The sequence below is a fragment of the Micromonospora sp. NPDC005686 genome, assembly GCF_042871665.1.
GTDB lineage: Bacteria > Actinomycetota > Actinomycetes > Mycobacteriales > Micromonosporaceae > Micromonospora.
Genome location: NZ_JBIAIY010000003.1, coordinates 195,084 through 215,383, shown reverse-complemented (window position 1 = coordinate 215,383; position 20,300 = coordinate 195,084). Strand labels below are relative to the sequence as shown.

Annotated in this window: 12 protein-coding genes; 2 read left to right on the top strand and 10 right to left on the bottom strand. The window is 73.4% G+C overall.

Annotated elements, in window-relative coordinates:
* Window positions 1-31: 31 nt before the first annotated feature.
* The 10 genes from ACFYON_RS08170 to ACFYON_RS08125 all read right to left on the bottom strand — a co-directional run bounded on the left by ACFYON_RS08170 (window position 32) and on the right by ACFYON_RS08125 (window position 18,672).
* Window positions 32-3,313, bottom strand: coding sequence for a right-handed parallel beta-helix repeat-containing protein (locus ACFYON_RS08170; protein ID WP_357708468.1), 3,282 nt, complete (start codon window positions 3,311-3,313; stop codon window positions 32-34).
* Window positions 3,314-3,317: 4 nt separating this feature from the next.
* Window positions 3,318-6,509 carry a hypothetical protein gene (locus ACFYON_RS08165; RefSeq protein WP_354864153.1) on the bottom strand — a complete coding sequence of 1,064 codons (3,192 nt, stop codon included), beginning with the start codon at window positions 6,507-6,509 and terminating at the stop codon, window positions 3,318-3,320.
* A 7-nt stretch (window positions 6,510-6,516) separates the two neighbouring features.
* Window positions 6,517-7,872, bottom strand: a complete 1,356-nt coding sequence (gene eccB / locus ACFYON_RS08160) for a type VII secretion protein EccB (RefSeq protein WP_354864154.1) — start codon at window positions 7,870-7,872, stop codon at window positions 6,517-6,519.
* A 6-nt stretch (window positions 7,873-7,878) separates the two neighbouring features.
* Complete coding sequence (gene eccD, locus ACFYON_RS08155) at window positions 7,879-9,288, bottom strand: type VII secretion integral membrane protein EccD (RefSeq protein ID WP_354864156.1); 1,410 nt, start codon at window positions 9,286-9,288, stop codon at window positions 7,879-7,881.
* Window positions 9,289-9,301: 13 nt separating this feature from the next.
* Window positions 9,302-13,261, bottom strand: a complete 3,960-nt coding sequence (gene eccCa, locus ACFYON_RS08150) for a type VII secretion protein EccCa (RefSeq protein WP_355095537.1) — start codon at window positions 13,259-13,261, stop codon at window positions 9,302-9,304.
* Window positions 13,258-13,659 (bottom strand): hypothetical protein, encoded by a 402-nt coding sequence (locus ACFYON_RS08145; protein WP_354864160.1) that lies wholly within the window; start codon window positions 13,657-13,659, stop codon window positions 13,258-13,260. The genes eccCa and ACFYON_RS08145 overlap by 4 nt, the downstream gene beginning before the upstream one ends.
* A gap of 2 nt (window positions 13,660-13,661) precedes the next feature.
* On the bottom strand, window positions 13,662-17,000 hold the full coding sequence (locus ACFYON_RS08140) for a hypothetical protein (protein ID WP_357708462.1): 3,339 nt from the start codon (window positions 16,998-17,000) through the stop codon (window positions 13,662-13,664).
* Window positions 17,001-17,042: 42 nt separating this feature from the next.
* Window positions 17,043-17,891, bottom strand: coding sequence for a hypothetical protein (locus ACFYON_RS08135; RefSeq protein WP_355047409.1), 849 nt, complete (start codon window positions 17,889-17,891; stop codon window positions 17,043-17,045).
* A gap of 120 nt (window positions 17,892-18,011) precedes the next feature.
* Complete coding sequence (locus ACFYON_RS08130; RefSeq protein WP_354864166.1) at window positions 18,012-18,314, bottom strand: WXG100 family type VII secretion target; 303 nt, start codon at window positions 18,312-18,314, stop codon at window positions 18,012-18,014.
* Window positions 18,315-18,351: 37 nt separating this feature from the next.
* Complete coding sequence (locus ACFYON_RS08125) at window positions 18,352-18,672, bottom strand: WXG100 family type VII secretion target (protein ID WP_354864168.1); 321 nt, start codon at window positions 18,670-18,672, stop codon at window positions 18,352-18,354.
* Between the two features lie 251 nt (window positions 18,673-18,923).
* Here ACFYON_RS08125 and ACFYON_RS08120 point away from each other — a divergent pair, with 251 nt between their 5' ends.
* A complete protein-coding gene (locus tag ACFYON_RS08120) occupies window positions 18,924-19,334 on the top strand; it encodes a YbaB/EbfC family nucleoid-associated protein (RefSeq protein ID WP_354864170.1) in 411 nt (136 codons plus the stop codon).
* Entirely contained in the window at window positions 19,331-20,290 is a 960-nt protein-coding gene (locus ACFYON_RS08115) for a hypothetical protein (RefSeq protein ID WP_354864172.1), read from the top strand. The genes ACFYON_RS08120 and ACFYON_RS08115 overlap by 4 nt, the downstream gene beginning before the upstream one ends.
* Window positions 20,291-20,300: the final 10 nt, after the last annotated feature.

Sequence of the window (20,300 nt, the reverse complement as noted above, 5' to 3'; positions counted from 1 at the left end):
CCGGGCCTTTCTGTCTGGGACGGACGGGTGGTCAGCCGACGGCGGCCAGGCCGCCGAGCCGCTCGCCGACCGCCGGGCCGGGCGCGGCCAGGTCGGCGAGCGCGAGGGTACGGGAGCCGGTGCGCCGGGTCAGCGCGAGCGAGAACTGGTGGGCGGCGAGGACGGTGCGCTCGGGTAACCGCCCGGCCATCTGCGTCAGCGCGGCCCGGACGTCGTCGGGCACCTCGTGGCCCCGCCGCACCAGGTGCCGCAGCACGATCGCGGCCAGCTCGTCGGTGCTGAACTCGGGCACCGACCACTGCTGGCCGAACACCTCGTTCACGGCCGGCACCGCTGCCCGCAGGCTCGCCAGCGCCGCCTCCTCGCCGGTCAGCACCACCATCGGGTCACCGAGCCGGGAGCGCATCCGGCCGACCAGCGCCTCGGCGATCTCCGGTGCCACGCCGGAGCCGTCGTCGACGTAGTCGAGCTGAAGCACCCCGCCGGCCGCGTCGTCGAGCACCGCGTCGACGAGGCTGCCGGCCTGGCCGGGCCACTGCGGCGCCAGCTCCCGGCTGGTGCCCACCCGCACCAGGTGACCGACCGGCACCAGGCCCAGCTCGGACAGGCAGGCCGCGTAGAGCCGGGCGTACTCGCTGCGGCCACTCCCGGCCCGGCCGCCGAGCAGCACGTTGCCGGTGCGGCCGGGGCCGCGGCGGCGGTTGCGTCCTTCGCAGAGCTGCAACAGCGTCTGCCCAGCCGCCTCCTTCACCCGCTGCCCGCCGACCAGGCCACAGATCCGCTTCCAGCTCCGGGCCGCGTTTATCGCGCCGGTGGGATCGGTCGCCGCGTCGGGTTGCTCGCCCTGCTCGACCGGCAGGTCCTCCAGCAGCGCCAGCTCGGGCTCGACGTCGGCGGCGGTGAGCCGGTTGAGTTCGCTGTCCTTGGTGGGCGGCGTGGTGGCCAGCCGCGACGCCTGGTTGTTGATCAGCGCCTCGAAGAGCTTGCGCGCCACCCGGCCGTTGCCGAACGTGGCGTTCTTCGGCACCCGCGTGAAGTACGCGGTGAGGGCCTCCACCGCGTCGTCGGTCAGCTCGTAGTAGTGCTTGCTGACCAGGTTCGAGGTGATGGTGACGAGTTCCTCGACGGAATAGTTCGGGAACTCGATGGTGCGGGTGAAGCGGGACGCCATACCGGGGTTGGAGGCCAGGAACTGCTCCATCAGCTCGGAGTAGCCCGCGACGATCACCACCAGCTCGTCGCGGTGGTCCTCCATCATCTTCATCAGCGCGTCGATGGCCTCCTGGCCGAAGTCCGGCCCGGAGCCGCCGGAGCCGCTGGACAGCGTGTACGCCTCGTCGATGAAGAGCACCCCGCCGAGCGCCTTGGTGACCAGCTCGGTCGTCTTGATCGCGGTGGAGCCGATGTACTGGCCCACCAGGTCGGCCCGCGCCGCCTCCACCATGTGGCCCTTGGACAGGATGCCCAGTTCCTTGAGCACCGAGCCGTACAGGCGGGCCACTGTGGTCTTGCCGGTGCCGGGCGGGCCGGCGAAGACCAGGTGCCGGCTCATCGGCGGCATCGGCAGGCCCATCTGGAGCCGGACCTGCGACATCTTGATCAGGTTGATCAGCGCGGTGACCTCCTGCTTCACCCCGCGCAGGCCGATCAGGCTGTTCAACTCGCGAAGCGGCTCGCTCAGCTCGTCCGCGCCGCTCTCCTCCGGCGTACCCCCGGCGTCGGGCGCCGGGAGCGGCGCGGCGGCCGGCGGGCCGGCGGGCGTGGCCTGCGGACGGCCCACAGTCAGCGCCTCGGTGGTCACCGTCGCGCCGGGCGCGCGGCGCACGTCCTCGCCGCCGCTGTCGCGCACCACGCACCGGGTGAGCGCGACCGGCTCCTCGGTGTCCACGCCGATGCCGGCCGCGCCGCTGCCGAGCACCTCCCCGTCGCTCACCGATCCGCGGGAGCCCGCCTCGAAGACGATCCCGTCGGCCCGGGCGTCGCGTACCCGGGTCTGCGTGACGCTCGCCGAGCCGGTGACCCGCAGGCCGTCGCGGGCCGAGCCGACGATCTCGCTGTCGCCGAGCTGGAGCGCCCCCTCGGCCAGCACGCCGGAACCGCGCAGCAGGGCCGCGCGCAGCGTCAGGTCGGCGCCGGCGCCCACCCGGACGCAGGCCGCGCCGGTGCCGGTGAGGCGGGCCTCGTGCACGACGCCCCGCGCCGGTCCGGTCAGCGCGAGCGCCGTCGCCTCACCCGCGTCCACCACGAGGTCGGCGCCCTCCAGCGAGGCGCCGTCCTGGACCAGCACCCCGGAGCCCGTGGTGATCTCGGCGCGCAGCCGCTGGAGCACGACCGCCGACTCACCCGCGAACACGGCCACGTTGTCCCGCGTGCCCCGCACGGTCAGGCCGAGGAAGCGCGGGGCGCCACCGTTGACGGCGACACCCACCGGCGCGTCCTGGATCGTGCAGTCGGTGAAGGTCGGCCGGCCGCCGCCGAGCACCTGGACCGCTGTGTGCCCGGCGCCGGCGAACGTGCAGTTGCGGAACGACGGCGAGGCGCCCTCGGCGATGTGCGCCGACTGCACCGCGGCGCCGGTGAACGTCGAGTCGCTGATCTGCACGTCGGCCTCGCCCCGGACGAAGACGTCGACGTTGCCGCTGCCGGTGACGGACAGGCCGCGGATGCGCGCCCAGGCGCGCTGCTCGACCACCAGGGCGGGCTTGCCGGCTCCGGTGATCTCGCACTGCTCGACGGTGAGCCGGGCGTCGCCGCCGGCGCACACGCTGTTCGCGCCGGCCGTGCGCAGCCGGCAGCGGCGCAGCGTCAGCGCGCTCTGCTCCCCGGCCACCACGCTGCTCGTGACGACGTCGTGGACATCGGTGTCCTCGATCGTGCTCGAACCGGCCGACATCACCACCACACCCGCGCCGGCCGAGCTGGTCACGTCGCAGCCGCGCAACGCGACGGTGCCCTGCATGCGGGCCAGCAGCGTCACCCAGGAGGCCCCGCTGACCCGGCAGTCGTCGAGCGCCACCTCACCCGCGTACACGTCGACGGCGGCCAGCGTGGCGTCGGCGCTGCTGAGCGTGATGCCCCGCAGGTGGGCGCCCTCACCGCGCACGACGAGGACGCTGCCCTCCTCCACGTGCACCTCGACGGTGCCGGGCTGGACCGCGCTGATCGTCACCCGGTCGCCGACCACGAGCTTCTCGACGTACCGGCCGGGATGGACGTCGATCGTGGCGCCGGGCTCGGCGCGGGACAGCGCGGCGCCGATCGTCGGATGGGATCCCGGCCTCCGGTCGCCCACCACAAGAACCTGCCGACTCACCGCGTCACCCCTTCCGGTCCAGTCCGGGCAGCACCCGCAGGCGCCCGCGGGCCGCCGCTCCGATGCGTACCCGGGGCTCGGCCGCGGCCCAGCGGTCGACGCTGCGCCGCAGCGACGTGATCGCCAGCTCGTCCAGCGACAGCCGGTTGGAGTCGACCCGGCCGGTGTCGTCGATCTCGTTCGCGCCGATCTCCCGCAGCATTATCACGCCGCGCTCACCCGCCGCGGGCCGGCGCAGCTCCAGCACCTTGAAGCTCGTACCCGGCAGGAACAGCACCCGGTCCTCGACGTGCTCGTCGCCGTCGGGCTCCAGCAGGCTGGTCCGGCGGGCGGTCATCGACCAGATCAGCACGTCGGTGTCGCCGTCCTCGGACGCGCACGGCTGGGTGAGCGCGTTGAGAAAGCTCCAGTCGGTGACCAGCCGCCGGTCCTGGTAGAGCGCCCACTCCCCGGCGGTCGGCGACAGCCGGTAGACGGTGGTGCCCCGGAAGGACGGCAGCCGGGAGACCCCGGCGACCACGCAGCGCGCGAACGGCACGTGCGGCCCCTTACGGCCGGACCGCAGGCCCGCGTCGACGCCCGGCCCACGGCCGGTCAGGTAGAGGCGTAGCGCGACCGAGTCGGCGAGCACGTCGTCCGTGGACACGCCGGAGCCCTGCATGCCGGGGTGCTCGGACATGATCCGGGACACCGAGCTGGCCATCACGTCGAACTCGCGGCTCAGCGTGCGGCGCAGCCAGGCGCGCTCGTCGGCGAGCCCCTTCTTCTCCGACAGCAGCGCGCCCGCGCCGGCCGAGGGCACCGGCTGCACCCGCGCCTCGGCGGCCACCTCCGACGGCTCGGCCGTCTCCACCGGCTCGGCTGTCTGCGCCGGCCCGGCCGTCGTCGCCCGCTCGGCTGTCGTCGCCCGCTCGGCTGTCTCCACCGGCCCGGCTGTCTCCATCGGCGTGGCCGTCTGCGCCGGCGTGGCCGTCTGCGCCGCTCCAGCGGCGGCGTGCGCGGCGGGCGGCAGGTCGACGGCGACGACCGGCATCGACGCCGGGGCCGCCACCGGCCCGGCCGCCACGGGCGGTGGCGTCGCGAGCGCCTGACCGAAACCGGCGGGCATGGTCGGCGGCGCCGGCTCGTCGAAGCCGGCCGGCACGGTGGAGGGGCCGGGGTACGCCTCGCGTCCGGTCTCCTCGACCGGCGCCGCCGACGGCCCGCGCCCGGAGTCGGGGACCACCGGCCCGGCGACCACGGGCGCGGTGGGCGCCGTCGGCGCGGCGGGTGCGGCAGGCGCGGCAGGTGCGGCCGGCTCGGCGGAGGCGGCCGGCTCGGGAGTGGTGGCCGGCGCGGCGGGCGTGACCGGCTCGCCGACGACGACCGGCGGCGTGGGAGCGGCCACCACGACCGGCGCTGCCGGGAACGGCATCGCGGGTGGCGGCGGCAGCTCGGACCCGAGCGGCACCGAGGGGGGTTCCGGAAGCTCCGGCCTGAGTGGCGCCGAGGGTGGTTCGGGCAGGACGGCCGCGACCGGAGGCGCTGCCGGAACCGGTCGCTCGGACAGGGCCGGAGGCGGCGACGGAAGCGGCCGCTCGGACCCGGCCGGAGGCGGGACCGGCCGCTCGGACCTGAGCGGGGCCGTCGGCGGATCCGGCAGCGCGGACACGAACGGCACCGCGGGCGGAGCCGGCAAGTCGGATCCGGGCGGCGCGACCGGGGACGGCGGCAGTTCGGGCACCGCCGGGGGCGGCGGCAGCGTGCGCGTCCGCTCGGCGGCGAGGGCCGGGACCGGGGCGGGAACGGCGACCACCACACCGTCCGCCGCGGGCGGGGCGACGGCGGCGGGTGGGGTGACCTCCAGGTACGCGCGCAACGGCACGGTCGTGTCCGCCGCGGCCGTCCCGGCCTCCAGATCGACGACCATCTCCGCCCGGCTGGGCGGTTTCGCGCCGGGTACCAGCACCGACGCCGGCATCAGCGCGCGGCTCGTACCCGCCATGCCGTCGACCCGCGCGCCCAGGTCCAGCGCCAGTTCCCGCATCCGGTGGGCGGTCGAGTGGACGGTGTCGTCGAAGACGAGCGTGCCGCTGCGCGCGTCGAGCATCGCGGACCGGACCTGATCGGCGTTCCTCGGCTCGGCGGTGGAGCGCACCCAGAGGCCGGTCTGCACCACCTCGACCACCGCGCCGGGGGCGAACCAGTAGACCCGGGGTGCGACCTCCTCCGCCCCGGCCAGCGGCGGGCGGTGGCTGAGCACTGTGGGCCGGCGGGCCCGCGAGTTGGGGTGCGCCCGGGGCGAGTAGGACAGTTCCAGCGCGTACGGCGCCCAGCCGAACGTGCCGTCGGGCAGCACGGTCCGGATCTCGTAGCGCTGCGGGCTGCCGATCGGCACGCCGGTGTAGCAGGTGACCTCGGTGTTCAGCAGGTCGGCGAGCGCCTGGCCGAACGCCTCGCCCTCCGGGATCCGGACCTCACCGAACTCCACGAAGCGCACCCGCTGCCGGTTCTCCTCGTCGAGTCCGCGCCAGAAGCGCACCACGTCGTCGAGCGACAGCGGCGGCGTGCCGGGGCAGCCCAGCAGCACTGTCATGGTCTCCGCCTGGCAGGGCACGTACGCGGTGAGCCGCTGCCGTTGCGGGTCGACCACCTGCGGGTCGCGATTGCTGTGGATCCAGACCCCGGCCGGGATCGGCTCGATCTCGGCGGTGGCGCTGGACGGCCGGGTGTCGATCGCGGCCCGGTCCCATCGCGGCGTCGGATAGCGCTTGGCGTCCCAGGCCGGCGGGCGGCCGGGCCGGAACCGCACCCAGCCGCTGCCCGGGGCGGAGTGGACGAACAGCGTTCCGGCCGAGCCGCGTACCAGGTCGCCGTCCGGGGCGATGACTGTGCGGTTGAGGCGCTCGGACAGCCACTGACCGGCCATCGCCGCCGAGTTGCCGTGCCGGCCGCAGGCGATGAGCCGGATGCCGCGGCGGCGGCGCGGCAGCATCCCGGCCATCGACTCCCAGGCGCTGATCGGCATCCCGTCGCCGAGGTCGAGCACGACCACGTCGTTCTCCGCGTCCTCGATCATGGACAGCGCCAGCGACTGGGCCTCGGGACTGATGGCGTCCTCGGCGTGCACCACGAGCGCGTTGCCGACGGTGTGCTGGACGACGCCCTCCGGACGGTCCTTGCCGCCGCCGAACAGGTCCCGGATCCGGGTTGCCATGATCGACCTACCCCACTTCTGCGGCCGCGAGGGCCCTCATGCTCAGTCCCGGCCCCTGAGGCACCAGCGCGAGCAGCTCTCTCGGGAAGGGAACGTTCACGACCCGGTCGAGGTTGAGTGCCCGCACCGCGTCCTGGTCGCCGATCGGGTACGCCTTTCCGTCGTCTGCGATGTACGTCGGCAGGGGTTGCGCCGCACCGGAGCCGACCGGCGCCGGGAGCACCGCCATGCCGCTGCCGGGCGCGGTGAGCACCGACGTGCGGCCGTCGGGGCGGACGCCGGAGCGCGCCAGCGGGACGAGCACCGCGGTGCTGTCGAACCGCGTCCCATCCACCGGGCTCTGGCGCAGGCACAGCGCGTACGGGCCGGGTTCCTGCGGGGTGAGGCCGGTCAGGTCGGGCAGCCGGGTGAGCAGCGACCGGTCGGCCGACATCCGCGCCGCGGCGAGGGCGGCGGCGCTCAGCTCCACCGGCTCCTCACCGGAGGCGGCGGTGGCCAGCAGGAACTCGGTCCGGCTCAGCGGCGCGAGTCCGTCGCGGCGCAGTACCAGGAACTGTTCGGCGCCGGTGTCGGGTCGCTGCCGGAACAGCGTGCCGATCGGGTACGTGCGGTCGCCGACCCGGCCGGAGCGGCCCGCGCCGGGGATGGTGGCCGGGGCCAGGTCCGGCCCGTCGGGCAGGAAGCCGAGCCAGTCCTGCGGGGCGGGCACCTTGCGGGTGGTGGTGGCGCCGAGGGCGGCGAGCACGGCCGGGTCGGTGACCCGGTGCTTGCGGCCGGCGGTCACCAGGTAGGTGGGCCCGTCGGCGCGGCGTACGACGGCGAAGCGGTCGGCCGGCACCGGGACGGCCTCGGCGCGCGGGTCGAGGTTGATGCCGAGCCGGTCGCCGGGTTCGTCGGCGACCGAGCCGGGCAGGCAGGCCAGCCACGGGCCGGCGACCATCGACCCGATGGCGACCGACTGCGGGGCGCCGTCGATGCCGATCGACGGCCCGCGCGGAACGTCCTTGATCGACTCCTTGGAGATGAGCTTCACGGTGGCGCCGCCGCCCTGGATCAGCATGGCCGAGGTCAGGTTCGGCGTGGGGCGCAGCACGCCATCGAGGTAGACGTACCGGTTGCCGCTCTCCTTCTCCACCAGGATCACGCCGCTCTTGGTGTACGCCTTGCTGCCGCCGGGGACGATCCAGCCGTAGACGGCGAACCCGGCCACGACCAGGACGCTGATGAGCACGCCGAAGGCCAGGCCGGTGACGGCGCGCTGCCCGGGTATCTCCGCCGTCGACGGGTCACCCTGCACCAGGGCGGAACTCAACCGGCCCATCATGAACTGGTGGGCGTGGACGTGGTCGCGCTGAGTCTGCACGGCCGGCTACCCGAAGAGCCCGCGGGCCCAGGCGTAGAGCCCCAGCACCTGGGCGAGCACCGGCAGCACGGCCAGTCCGGTGGCGACGTCCAGCCCGCCGGCCGTGTACTCCCAGAACGGCAGCATCCGGCGCGGCCACGGCCGCAGCGCGGCCATCACCAGCGGCACCAGGAGGGCGACGAGCCCGCCGAGCAGGACGTACCGGCCGGTCGGGGCGAGCTTGTCGGAGAACATCAGGGCCACCATGAGGTAGCCGACGGTACCGGCCGCCACCAGGGCGATCCGCTGCCAGAATCCGAAGAAGGTACGCGAGCGCAACAGGATTGCACTCGATGTCACGAGCACGAGCGTCCACCCGGACCAGCCCGGCGCCCGCATGGTCTGCTGCATCAGCAACGGCAGGACCAGCGCGGACGCGGTCATGCAGGCGGTCAGGTAGGTGTCCGCCTCGTCGGCGCGCGACTTGACCAGGTCGGAGTCCTCCGGCTCGATGTCGTACGACATGTCGGCGCCGGTCTTGGGCAACTGCGGTCCGCGCAGCCGGGCCAGCTTCACCGCCGCCCGGGGCGCGATCACGATCAGCACCAGGATCACCGACACGGCCACGGCGGAGACCTCCGGCGCGGTGAGCGCGAAGCCGTCGCCGGCCAGCAGCACGAGCACCACCATCGCGGCGGTCAGCGCGACGATCAGCAGCGGGGCGAACGGCATGACCGGCGTGACCGTCCGCTGCGCGATCAGCAGGAACGCGGTCACCGCGACGATCGCGACGGCGGCGGCCAGCCCGGCGGTGGCGTTCCAGGCCACGCCGTCCGGGTCGCCGTCGACGGCGCTGGACGCGGCGACCGCCGCGAAGAACGCCGCGCCGCCGCCGAACAGCAACGGGAACGCGCCGTCGCTCTGCTGGCGGGCGCTGACCATCGACGCGGTGAACAGGCCGGCCGCGAGCACCGCGCCGCCGATCACCTGGGGCAGCACCGGGCCCCGGTCCACGAGCACGGCGGCGATCAGGCCCATCGCCACCACACAGAGCACCAGGAACAGCACCCGGCGGTACTCCGGCTGCCACCTGTCGGCCCGTCGGTTGACCACAGTGGCGACGCCCTCGGCCAGGTCGTCGAAGTCGAGTTCGGGCAGCGGGTCCTGCGCCGGGCGCAGGTGCAGCTCCTCGCCCTCCAGCCAGTCCAGGCTCTCCGGCGTGCCGGACAGCTCGAACGGCGCCTGGCCGACGCGTTGCAGCACCCACGACTCGTCGGGCGCCTCGCCGTCGGGGACCCGGGCCAGATCGGTGGTGTGCCGCACCAGCAGCGGCATCAGGTTCGCCACCGGCATCCGTACCGGCACGGCCAGGTCGGCCCGGCGGGCCGGCCCGATCACCGTGATCCGGCACAGTTGGTCGTTCAGCGCTGCGGTCACCAGCGAGCCTCTCTCATCGGGCCGTGTCCGACACGAAACCGGTCTGCATCAGGCGTACGCCGCGCCGGGTGACGAGCTGGGCGCGTCCGGGCGGCAGTTGGCGGGGCTTCGCCTCGCCGAGGAACTTGCCCTCCTCCTTCGGGTAGGAGAAGAGCGTCGCGGGCGTGCCCAGCTCCCACATCCGCCGGATCACCGGGTCCATCATGGCCCGCATCGCGCCGGAGGTGCTGCGCGCGACGATCACGTGCAGGCCGATGTAGGCGCCCTGCGCGAGCAACGGCAGGAGCGGGTCCAGCGTCGAGCCCATCCCGGTGCTCTTGGTCATCAGGTCGTAGTCGTCGACGATGACGAACAGCTCCGGCCCCTCCCACCAGTCGCGTTTGCGCATCCGCTCGGACGAGACGTCCGCACCGGGCATCCGCCGGTTCATCGAGACCGACGCCTGGCCGGCCAGCTCGTGCATCTTGTCGCCGGTGAACGCGAAGCCCACCTGGTACGCGGCGCCGATCGCGGTGTCCAGGTCGCGGCGCGAGTCGCCGAGCACGACCTTCGCCCGCTCCGGCGGGTAGTGCTGCTGGATGGACCGCAGGACGAGCCGGAGCAGGTTGGTCTTGCCGGTCTCGCTGTCGCCGAGGACCAGCATGTGCGGCGTGGCCATGAAGTCGTGCCAGACCGGGGCGAGACGCTGTTCGTCCTGGCCGATGACGAACTTGAAGTCGGACTCGGGCGGCGGCAGCGTCTCGACCATCAGGTGCGCCGGAAGCATCCGTACCGGCGGGGCGGCCGGGCCGGGCCAGAACGTGCCGATCTCCTCGACCACCGACTTGGTGGCCTCGGCCAGATCGCCCACGTCGGAGCTGCCGTCCATCCGGGGCAGCGCGGCCAGGAAGTGCAGCGCGCCGTCGGTGAGACCCCGGCCGACCTGGTTGGGGACGGTGGCCGCCTTGCGGGAGCCGTGCTCGGACTCCATCGCGTCGGCGAGCCGCAGCTCCAGCTTCGTGCCGAGCAGGTCCCGCATCCAGGTACGCAGCTCCGACCACCGGGTCGCCGTGACGATCACGTGCACACCGAAGGACAGGCCGCGCGAGGCGAGTTCCTGGAACTTCTGCTCCAGCTCCTGGAAGTCCTGCTTCATCGTGTACCAGCCGTCGATGACCAGGAAGACGTGCCCGAAGCCGTCCTCGATCACCCCCTCGGCGACCTTGGCCAGGTAGCTGGACATGGAGTCGAGCCCGTGCCGGGCGAACTCGGCCTCGCGCTTCTCCATGACCTGCAGGACCTCCTCGACCGTCCGGACGACGCGATCGCGTTCCATCCGGGTGGCGATCGAGCCGACGTGCGGCAGGCCGGCGATCGAGGCGAGGCCGCCACCGCCGAAGTCCAGGCCGTAGAACTGCACCTCGCGCGGCGTGTTTGCCAGCGACAGCGCCAGGATCAGGCTGCGCAGCAGCGTCGACTTGCCGCTCTGCGGGGCGCCCGCGATGCCGACGTGGCCGTCGGCGCCGTTCAGGTCGACCACCAGGAGTTCGCGCAGCTGCTCGGCGGGCCGGTCCACGACGCCCACCGGAACCCGCAGGCCACCCTGGGCGTTCGGGTCGTCGATGGTCATGCCGCGTACCGGATCGGGCAGCACGCTCGGCATGAGCGAGTCCAGGCTCGGCGCGTAGGACAGCGGCGGCAGCCAGACCTGACGGGCCGGCGGGCCCGAGCCGGCGAGCCGGTCCAGCAGCACCTCGACCAGGCTCGGCCCGTTCGCGTCGGCGGCGGCCTCCTCGATCTGCTGGGCCGGACGCTCCGGCCCGGGGTCGTGGCGCACCGCCACCTGCCGGGTGGTGAACGGCACCACGTCCGCGGTCGGCTCGTCCCCGGCATCCGCGACGCCGCCGCGGCGTCCACTTCCGGTGTACGCGCCGGAGACGTACGCCGCCTTGAAGCGCACCAGGTTCGTGGTGTCCACCTTGAGGTAGCCGTTGCCCGGCTCGGGCGGCAGCTCGTACGCCGCGCCCACGCCGATAACCGACCGCGACTCCATCGAGGAGAACGTACGCAGCGCCAGCCGGTACGACAGGTGCCCCTCGACCCGGTTGATCCGCCCCTCGTCCAGGCGCTGGGAGGCGAGCAGCAGGTGCACGCCGAGCGACCGGCCGAGCCGGCCGATGGACACGAACAGGTCCATGAACTCGCTCTTGCTGGACAGCAGCTCGCTGAACTCGTCCACGACGATCAGCAGCACCGGGAACGGCACGAGCTGGGCGCCGTTGCCGCGCGCCTTCTCGTAGTCGAACAGCGAGGCGTAGCCGCTGGCCCGCAGCATCTCCTGCCGCCGGGTCATCTCGCCGTTGAGCGCGTCCTGCATCCGGTCGACCAGCGGCAGCTCGTCGGCCAGGTTGGTGATCACCGCCGAGGTGTGCGGCAGCTTGTCCATGCCGAGGAAGGTGGCGCCGCCCTTGAAGTCGACGAGCACCAGGTTGAGGATCTCCGAGCTGTGCGTCGCGGCCAGGCCGCAGACGAGGGTACGCAGCAGCTCCGACTTGCCCGAGCCGGTGGCGCCGATCAGCAGGCCGTGCGGGCCCATGCCGCCCTGCGCGGACTCCTTCAGGTCCAGCTCGATGACCTCGCCCTCCTCGGTGACGCCGATCGGCACCATGAGGCGGTTGCGTTGCGGGGTCCGGGTACGCCACAGGGCCGGCACGTCGAAGGTCATCGCGTCGCGGATGCCGAGCAGCGTGGTCAGCTCGAAGCTGGTGTCCAGCGGCTCGTCGGACACCTCCAGCGTGCCGCTGGTCCGCTTCGGCGCGATGATCCGCGCGAGAGCCTCGCACTGGGTCCGGTCCAGGCCGTCACGCCTGGCCGAGCCGGTCGTCGCGCCGGCCGGGAACTCCACGACGTCGTCGGTGACTGTCAACCGCAGCACCTTGGGGCCGCCGGGCATCGCGCCGGTGAGGTCGAGCAGCACCACGTTGCGGATGCCCGCGCCGAGCAGGCGGGAGCTGTCCGGCAGGTCCACCAGATGCGCGACGATCACCAGGAACGGCTCGCTGGTGGTCGGCCTGACGGCCCGGTCGTGATCGCCCCGGTCGGTGATCTCGGGGCCGAGCATGTCCATCAGCGCGTCGTGGCTGCCGGCGAACATCCGTACCGGGCCGGCCGCGTCGTACGCGGTGGGATGCGCGTTGTGCGGCAGCCACTTGACCCACTCCCACGGGCCCCGGTGCACCTCGGCGGCGAGCACCGCGATCCGCAGCTCGTCCGGGGCGTGGAAGGTGGCCAACTGCGCCACCATGGCGCGGGCCAGGTCGATCGCCGGATCGATCGCGCCCTCGAACTCGACGCTGGTGAAACTCGGCAGGCCGACCGAGGTCGGGATGCCGGACACCGTCCGGTACGCCTCGGAGAACCGCCGCAGCGAGATCGACGACAGCGGTTCGAGGTCCTCGATCGGCTTGGTGGACGGCGGGTTGAACTTCAGCATCGCGGTCTGCCGGCCGAGGCCGATGCGGACCCGGCCGAAGTCGTCGTGGCTGGGTCGGCGCTCCCACAGCCGGCTGCCCATCGCGATCGACCACAGCCAGCCCGGCTGCGGGTTGTTCCACAGCACGTGCCGGCGCTGCTGGTCGGCCGCCTCGCGGGCCTGCTTGCGCAACTGCCCGATGTAGCGCAGGAAGTCGCGCCGTTCGCCGCGCATCTTGCGCTTGCGCTCGGACGCCGCCCGGCCGATCTGCATGACGCCCATGAGCAGCATGCCGCCGGCCATCGCGCCGCCCATCACGTACATGATCGGGGTGCGGTTGTAGAGGCCGAACATGGCGAGCATCGCGCCCATGCCGAGGCCCATCGGCACGACCATCGCGAACGAGCGGAAGTCGAGCGGGGCCTCCTCCGCCATCAGCGGCGGCTCCTGGAGCTCGACCGAGCCTTCCGGCGCCTCCGGACCCGGCGCGCGGGGCGGGCGCTTGACGGTGACCGTACTCATCCGATCGTCCCCGCGCCGGCGTCGTCGCCGCCCCAGACGGTGCGCTCCTGGCGCAGCAGCTTCACCGCGTAGCGGTCGTTGCGGTAGCGCTCGGCGACCTTGACGTCGTCGTCCTCCTCGGCCTGGCGCTTCTTCTCCTTCTTCGCGCGTTCCTCCTCGTCCTTGCGGAGCCGCTCCTGCTCGGCCCAGAACGCCTCGGCGCGGGCGGCCGCCGCCTTCTCCTCCTCGGCGAGCGACCTCGTGAACTCCGCGTCGCTGACGCCGGGCTCGCCGCACGGGCGCATCTTCTCCGGGTCGGCGCTGAAGAAGTCGACGGTGCCGTCGGACGGCCGGGGCGCCGCCTTCGCGGGCGCGACCCGCCGCCACACGGCGCGGGGCGGCTGCGGTGTCTCCGACATGGTCACCCTTCCCTGCCGTCGTCAGTTGACGTGCCGGTCAGCCAGTCCGCGTCGCTGAGGTCGTCCCAGCCCGTCGTGTCGTCCGGGTCGTCGTCCGGGCGGACCAGCGGCACGTGGTCGTCGGCCGCCGGCCGGGCGTGGTCACCTCCCCAGACGGCGTCGTCCTCACGCAGGCCGGCGGCGGGCTCACGCTCGGCACCGGGCTCACCGTCGTCGTCGCGGTCGGAGCGGCGCCGGACCCCACCGGCCCGGGCCGCGTCGTCGGCGTCCGAGCCGGACCCCTGCGGGCCGGGACCGGCGACTCCGGCCACGGCTGCGGCGCCGGCCAGGCCGAGCGCGCCGGGGACCGCGACGGCCACCTCACCGTCGGCCACGACAGCGGCGACGCCGGTCCTGCGGTGTGTCCCCTCCGGGCTTCCGCCTCCCGGGGTGGTCGACGGGTTCGGTGCGGCCGTCTGGGCCGGCGGGTGCGCCGCCGGGCCGGACTGTCCTGACCGTCCTGACTGTCCTGGCTGGCCTGACTGTCCTGACTGGCCGGGTGGCCCTGGTTGGCCCGGCTGGGCGGGTTGGCCCGGCTGGGCCGCGGCCACCGGAGCCGGCGCGACGGCTGCGGGCGGCTCGGCCCGTGACGGCGGTTCCACCCCCGGAGACAGGTCGACCACGGTCGGCAGCTCCACCGCCACCGGCGGCGCCACCACCTCGGGCACCGGCGCGGCCGGCGACGTACCGCCGGTGGCGGGCACTGGCGCTGCCGGAACATCCGGCGCGGCAGGTGCCCCGGCGGCGGCCTCCGGCACGCCCGGATCCGGGCCGACCGGACCGGCCGGATCTGGTTGCGGGCCGGGCAGGTCGGCGTCCGGCCGAGAACCGCTGGCGTCCGCGCGGCCGCCCGCCGTGCCCTCGCCCGGTCCCGGCCGCGGGCCGGGCACGCCGGTAACCGGCACGGCGCCGTCCAGTCCTCCGCCGCCGGAGGCCGTGCCGTCGCCCGCCTCCGGCGAGCCGTCGCCCGGTCCGGCCGGGATCCAGTCGGCCTCGTCCGGCCGGATCAGGCCGGACGCGTCGGACGCGTTGCGGGGTGTGTTTCCGGCGGGCGCGTTGCTGCCCGGCAGGCCGGCCACCGGCGGCGTCGCGCCGGTGCTCAGCGGAGCGAAACCAGCCGGCTCCCCCAACCCGGCGCCGCCCGCGACCGCCCCCGTGGGCGCCTGCGGTGCCGCGGCGTCGGGGGTCGACGGGCGCCAGTCGTCGGCGTCCGCCTCGATCAGCCCGGATGCGTCGGGAGCCTCCGGCACCCCGCTGCCGGACGTGCCCGCACCGGCGCCCGGCGCACCCGGCGCTCCGGGCATCATCGGCATGGTGGCACCGGCCGGCGCCGCGACCGGCGAATCGACGCCCGGTGCCACAGGCGGGACGGCGGGGATCTGCGGGCCGTCGACGCCGAGCCCGTCGCCACCGGCCGGCGTACCGCCGGACCCGTCCGGCACGCCCGCGTCCACACCCACCGGTCCCCAGGTCTCGGCGTCGCCGCTGACGAGCCCTCGGGCGTCGGGCGACTCGGCTCCACCGGGGCTGTTCGCGCCGCCCGCCGGCCCCGGCATGCCCGGCATCGGAGCACCCAGCCCGGCGCCGCCGGACGAGGCGCCGGCGGGTGCGCCGGGAATCTGCACGCCGTCGAACCCAGGTGGCCGCCAGTCCGCCTCGTCGCCCTCCACCAGGCCCTTCGCGTCCGGCGCCTCGGGGACACCCGAGCCGGCACCACCGCCGGCGCCTGGCGCACCGGCGCCCGGCATACCCGGCATCATCGGCGACTGGAAGCCGCCGCCACCGGGCACTGCGCCACCGGGAGCGGCCGGGATGTCCACACCGCCGACGGCGCCGGGGGCGAAGTCGTCGCCGTTGCCGAGCAGCCCGTTGGCGTCGGGCTTCTCCGGCAGCCCAGGGCTGCCGCCCGCGCCCGGCCCGGCACCGCCGGGCGAGCCGATGCCCGGCACACTCGGCGCGGTGAATCCCCCGCCTGGCCTGCCGACGCCTGTTCCGGTGCCCGCGCCGGCTCCGGGCTTCGGACCGCCCACCTCGCCGGGGCCGGAGAACGACGGCGGCTTGATCGAACCGGCGCCGCCCGCGCCGCCGCCGGCGCCGCCCGCGCCCGGTGGCTTGATGCCCGGCGGGACGACACCGGGCCCCAGCCCGCCCGGTAGGCCGGCACCCCCCGGGAGGCCACCGCCGGGGAAGCCGCCGCCGGGCGCGTTGATGCCAGGCCCGTTGATGCCGGGCGGGTTGATGCCGGGCGCGTCGAAGCCGGGCAGCCCGCTGCCGCCGCCACCGGGCGTGGGGCCACCGATCCCGCCGGGGCCGGAGAACGACGGCGGGGTGAAGGTTCCCGGCCCCTGACCGGCGCCCGGTCCTCCGGCGCCGGGGCCACCCGCCAGGTTCGGCGGCGTGATCGTGGGCACCGTGATGTTCGGCGGCGTGGTGAAGCCCGGCGTGGTGATGCCGCCGACGGGTGGCGTGGTGAACACCGGCGGGGTGAGCGTCGGCGGGGGCGTCACATTCGGCGAGGTGAAGGTCACCGACGGAGGCGGCGGCCCCGTCGGCATGTTGATGCCGGTCGTGGGCATGGTCACCCCGGACGTGCCCGCCTTGTCGGTGGCGATCTTGTACTGCTCCGCGACCGTGTGCACGACGTCGGACATCTGCTTGGCCATCGGCTTCTCGTACTCGGTACCGCTGATCGGCACCGGGTCCTTCTCGTTGCCGACCCCGTTGGTGGAGGCGATGGACGCCCAGGCGCGGTCCAGATAGGTGATCGTCTGCTGGGCCCAGGACAGATAGTTGGCGGCGTCGTAGAGCTGCGACGGCAGCGACGTGACGTTCGTCGAGGAGTTGATGCTGTTGGCTGCCGTGGTGGAGTCCGGAACCGCGCCGCCGGCCAGGTGTTCGGCCTGCTTGCCGAGCAGGTCGGCGTAGAAGTTCATCTTGTCCCGGAACCCGTTGGCCGCCGGCCCCTTCCACGCCTTGTCGTCGCCGACCATCGACGCCACGGCGGTGCGGATGGTCTGTTCGAGCCAGATCAGCAGATCCTGCGTCGCCTGGAAGGCCTGGGCGGCCGCGATCACCGACCCCACGTTGACGCGGGTCTCCGCGTACGTCCGCCCCGCCTCGCTGACCACCGCGGCGCCGCCGTTGACCGCGGCCTCGAGCTTGCGCCAGCCGCGGGTCTCGGTCGCCCAGGTCCGGTAGTCGTACAGGTCGCCGACCGGGATCACCTTCGGCGGGAAGGTGGCCGCCTCCTCCGAGGGGTCGTTCCACCCGTCGAGTTTGCTCTCACCGAGGCCGTTGCCCATGCCCTGTCCCTCTTCGCGAGCTGCCGGACCCGTCCGCCCGCGTCAGTTGCCGTCGGTCTTGATGATCTTCTGGCCGTAGGTGCCCAGATTGTCCAGGCCCTTGAAGGAGTCACCCATGATCTCGCCGAGCTTGTCCGTGGTCATCGCGTTGAGTTCTTCGAGGTTCCCGTAGTCGGTGGCCATCTTCAGCAGGGCCTCCTGCACGGCGAGGAGGGCGGTGTTCATGTTGACCAACATGTCCTTCATGTCGCCCTTGACGCCGCCGTCCTGGGCCGTCGCCCCGACGACCGCCTGCCGCAGCACCTCGGCCCGGGCGAAGGCGCCGGGCCGCGGGTCGACCGCGCTGAGCCGGTCGGCCGTGGTGAGCAGGATGTTCCCCGGGCCGGCGACCTTGCCCAGCACCTCGTTCGCGAACCACCTCAGCGCGGCGGTGTTCACCGCCACGCCGTTGGTCGAGGCGGTGTCACCCTTGAACGTCGGGTCGACCCCCGGCGGCTTGAAGCCCGAGTTCGTCGGCTCGTCGATCCAGTCGGACTTGTCGGTGAACGCGGGCGGCGTCACGTTCGACGGGTCGGTGATCCTGTCCTTGTACGTCTTGACGAGGTTCTGCCAGCCGCCGCCGTCGAGGATGTTGTTCACGTACCACTCGCGGGCGTCGATCCACTCCGGATGCTCGGCGCGGACCTGGTTCTTCCACCCCTCCAGGTTCACCCCGGTGCCGTACTGGCTGTTCGTGCCGTGCTTGGTGTAGTAGTCCATCCAGGAGTCGTACGCCGCCTGCACAGTGCCGTGGGGCTGCTTGAGGGCGGTGTCGCCCATGCCGTAGGCGTCCATCGTGCTGATGGCTTTGTCGTTGGGATATCCCCAGTCAATGCGGGCCAAGGAGCTCACTCCACTCGGGTTTCGACGGCGGAACGAAGGCACAGACCCCAGCGGCCCGGGTCGTCCAGCTCACCGGACCGGGGACGGGCGACGCGGGCCGCCGCGTGCCCGCGGCGGCCGCCCGGCGGATCAGCCGCCGCGGACGTCGTTCCAGATCATGGCGTGACGCTGCTCGGTGGTGCCGTAGTTGTCGGAGATCTGCAGCAGCGTCTGCCGAGCCTGCTCCAGGTAGCCGACCATCGAGTCGGCCGCCTGGTTCCAGACCAGCTTCGAGACCTTGTACTGCTGCTGGGCGGCACCGGTCCACTCGGCGAGGCTGGCCTCGACAGTGCGCTCCATCTCGTCCAGCGCCGACTGGATCTGGCCGTTGATGCGGTGCATATCGGTCAGCACGGCGTCTGCCTGCACGAAATCGAAGGTGTAGTTGGACACGTCAGTCCTCTCGGGAGATCGGGGGTGGGGGTGAAGCTCAGATGCCCGGCAGGGCCGCGCCGAAGGAGTTGGCCACGCTCGACGCCTCGTCCTCGGCCGTCTGGTAGCCCTTGGTGGTCACGCCCATGACCTCGAGCATGTTCAGCAGCTCGTTGATCACCCGCTGGAACGCGTTCTCCCAGTTGTCCATGGCCTGGTTGAAGCCCTGCGACGCCTGGCCGGTCCAGGAGGAGATCAGGATGGCCATCTGCCCGTTGACGGCGCGCAGCTGGCCGGTGAATTCGGTGGCCTTGTTGGAGAACTCCTGGGCAGCCCGCTGCATACCCGCTTCGGTGGTGCTGACGGTCGGCATCGTCACGGCCGGACTCCTCGTGTCAGGGAAAGGTGGCAGGGAAGAGTGTTGATCCGCGGCCGTGCCCGGCGGCAACCCGGCTACGCCACCATGTCCGAACGTCACCCAACATTGCACGGCAGCGCCCCCGGAACCGGCGGCGCCGGCCGACCGCCCGGGAAGAGTGGTTGCACTTTCATGCACTGATCCCCGACCGGAGTTCCGGCGCGACGGCGTGGCGTCTTCACTTGACCGCGACGTCGAGGGAGTGGTCCGTCGTGAACTACAGCGAGCGCATCGAAGGCCTGTTCCAGGAGTACGAGCGTCAGCGCAACAGCCTCGCCGAGATGCAGGCCCGGATGAGCGCGCTCTCGGCCACCGCGATGTCACCGCGCCGAGAGGTGAGCGTCACCGTCGGCCAGAACGGCGTGCTGACCGACATCCAGTTCCCCTCCGGCGCCCACAAGCGGCTCACCACCGCGGATCTGACCCGGCTCATCCTCGACACCTATGCCGACGCCAAGGAGCAGGTCATGAACCAGGCGGCAGACGTGCTGGCGCCGATGCTGCCGGACGGTGTGGACGCCCACAAGCTGGTCCGGGGCCAAGCCGGGACGGACGCGTTCCTGCCCAGGGAACCGCGGATGGTGACGAGTGTGCGGGAACTCCTGACCCGGGGGCCCGAATGATCAGCAACAATCCCGGCGGGCGGCTGTGGGTCGACCCGGACGGCGTGGAAGGGCTCGGCAAGGCGTACGCGGCGCACGTGCAGCTCTACGAGTCCTACCTCGCCGAGCTGACCGCCCTGCGCGCCCGGTACGCCAACGCGTGGGGCGACGACGACATGGGCGAGCAGTTCTCGACGAAGTTCCTGGAGGGCCTGGACAACCTCGAAGCGATCATCGGCAGCGTCCGGGGAACCCTGCGCTACACCGCCCAGGGGCTCACGGAGAGCAGCCGGGCGTACCGCGAGGCGGACGAGGCCGCCCTGGACGTCAGCCGGAAGATGGCCAAGGACTTCGACGGCCTGACCTACCCGACGCGGAGGGCGGTCGCGAGCCCGGCGCTGGAGCCCACCGAGGCGGGCGAGCCGCACCGGGCCCGTCTGATGTCCCGCCGGCTGGCGGTCGGTGTGCCGGCTGGCGAGCCGGACGCCGAGCAGGGTGAGCCGCACCGCCCCCGTCTGAGGCGCCTGGCGGTCGGTGAGCGGGTCGCCGTACCGGCCGCCGACCAGGCCACGCTCGCGCCACGGCAGTACGGCACCCCGATGCTGCCGGTCCAGCCCGCCGAGCCGCTGACCCCGCTCACCCCCGCCCACCCGGCCATCTCGTCGTACTTCATGCGGCCGGAGTACGCGACCGCGCACGTCGGCGGCCGGCCGCTGCCCGAGGAGTACCGGCTGATCTCACTCAACCCGTTCGAGGACGGCAGCACCCGGGTGGACGCGAACCTCTACGACTCGATCACCCCGCTGGCCGGCACGCCCGTGACCACTCCGGACGGTCAGCCGATCGACCCCGGACAGGGCCGGTTCTTCGTGGTCAAGGAGAACCCGGTCGTGGACCCCACCGCACCCGGCTACCAGCCGTTGTACCTGAGCTACGCGCCCGACGGCACACCCACCCCGATCATCCTCGGCGCCTGAGCCACCCACA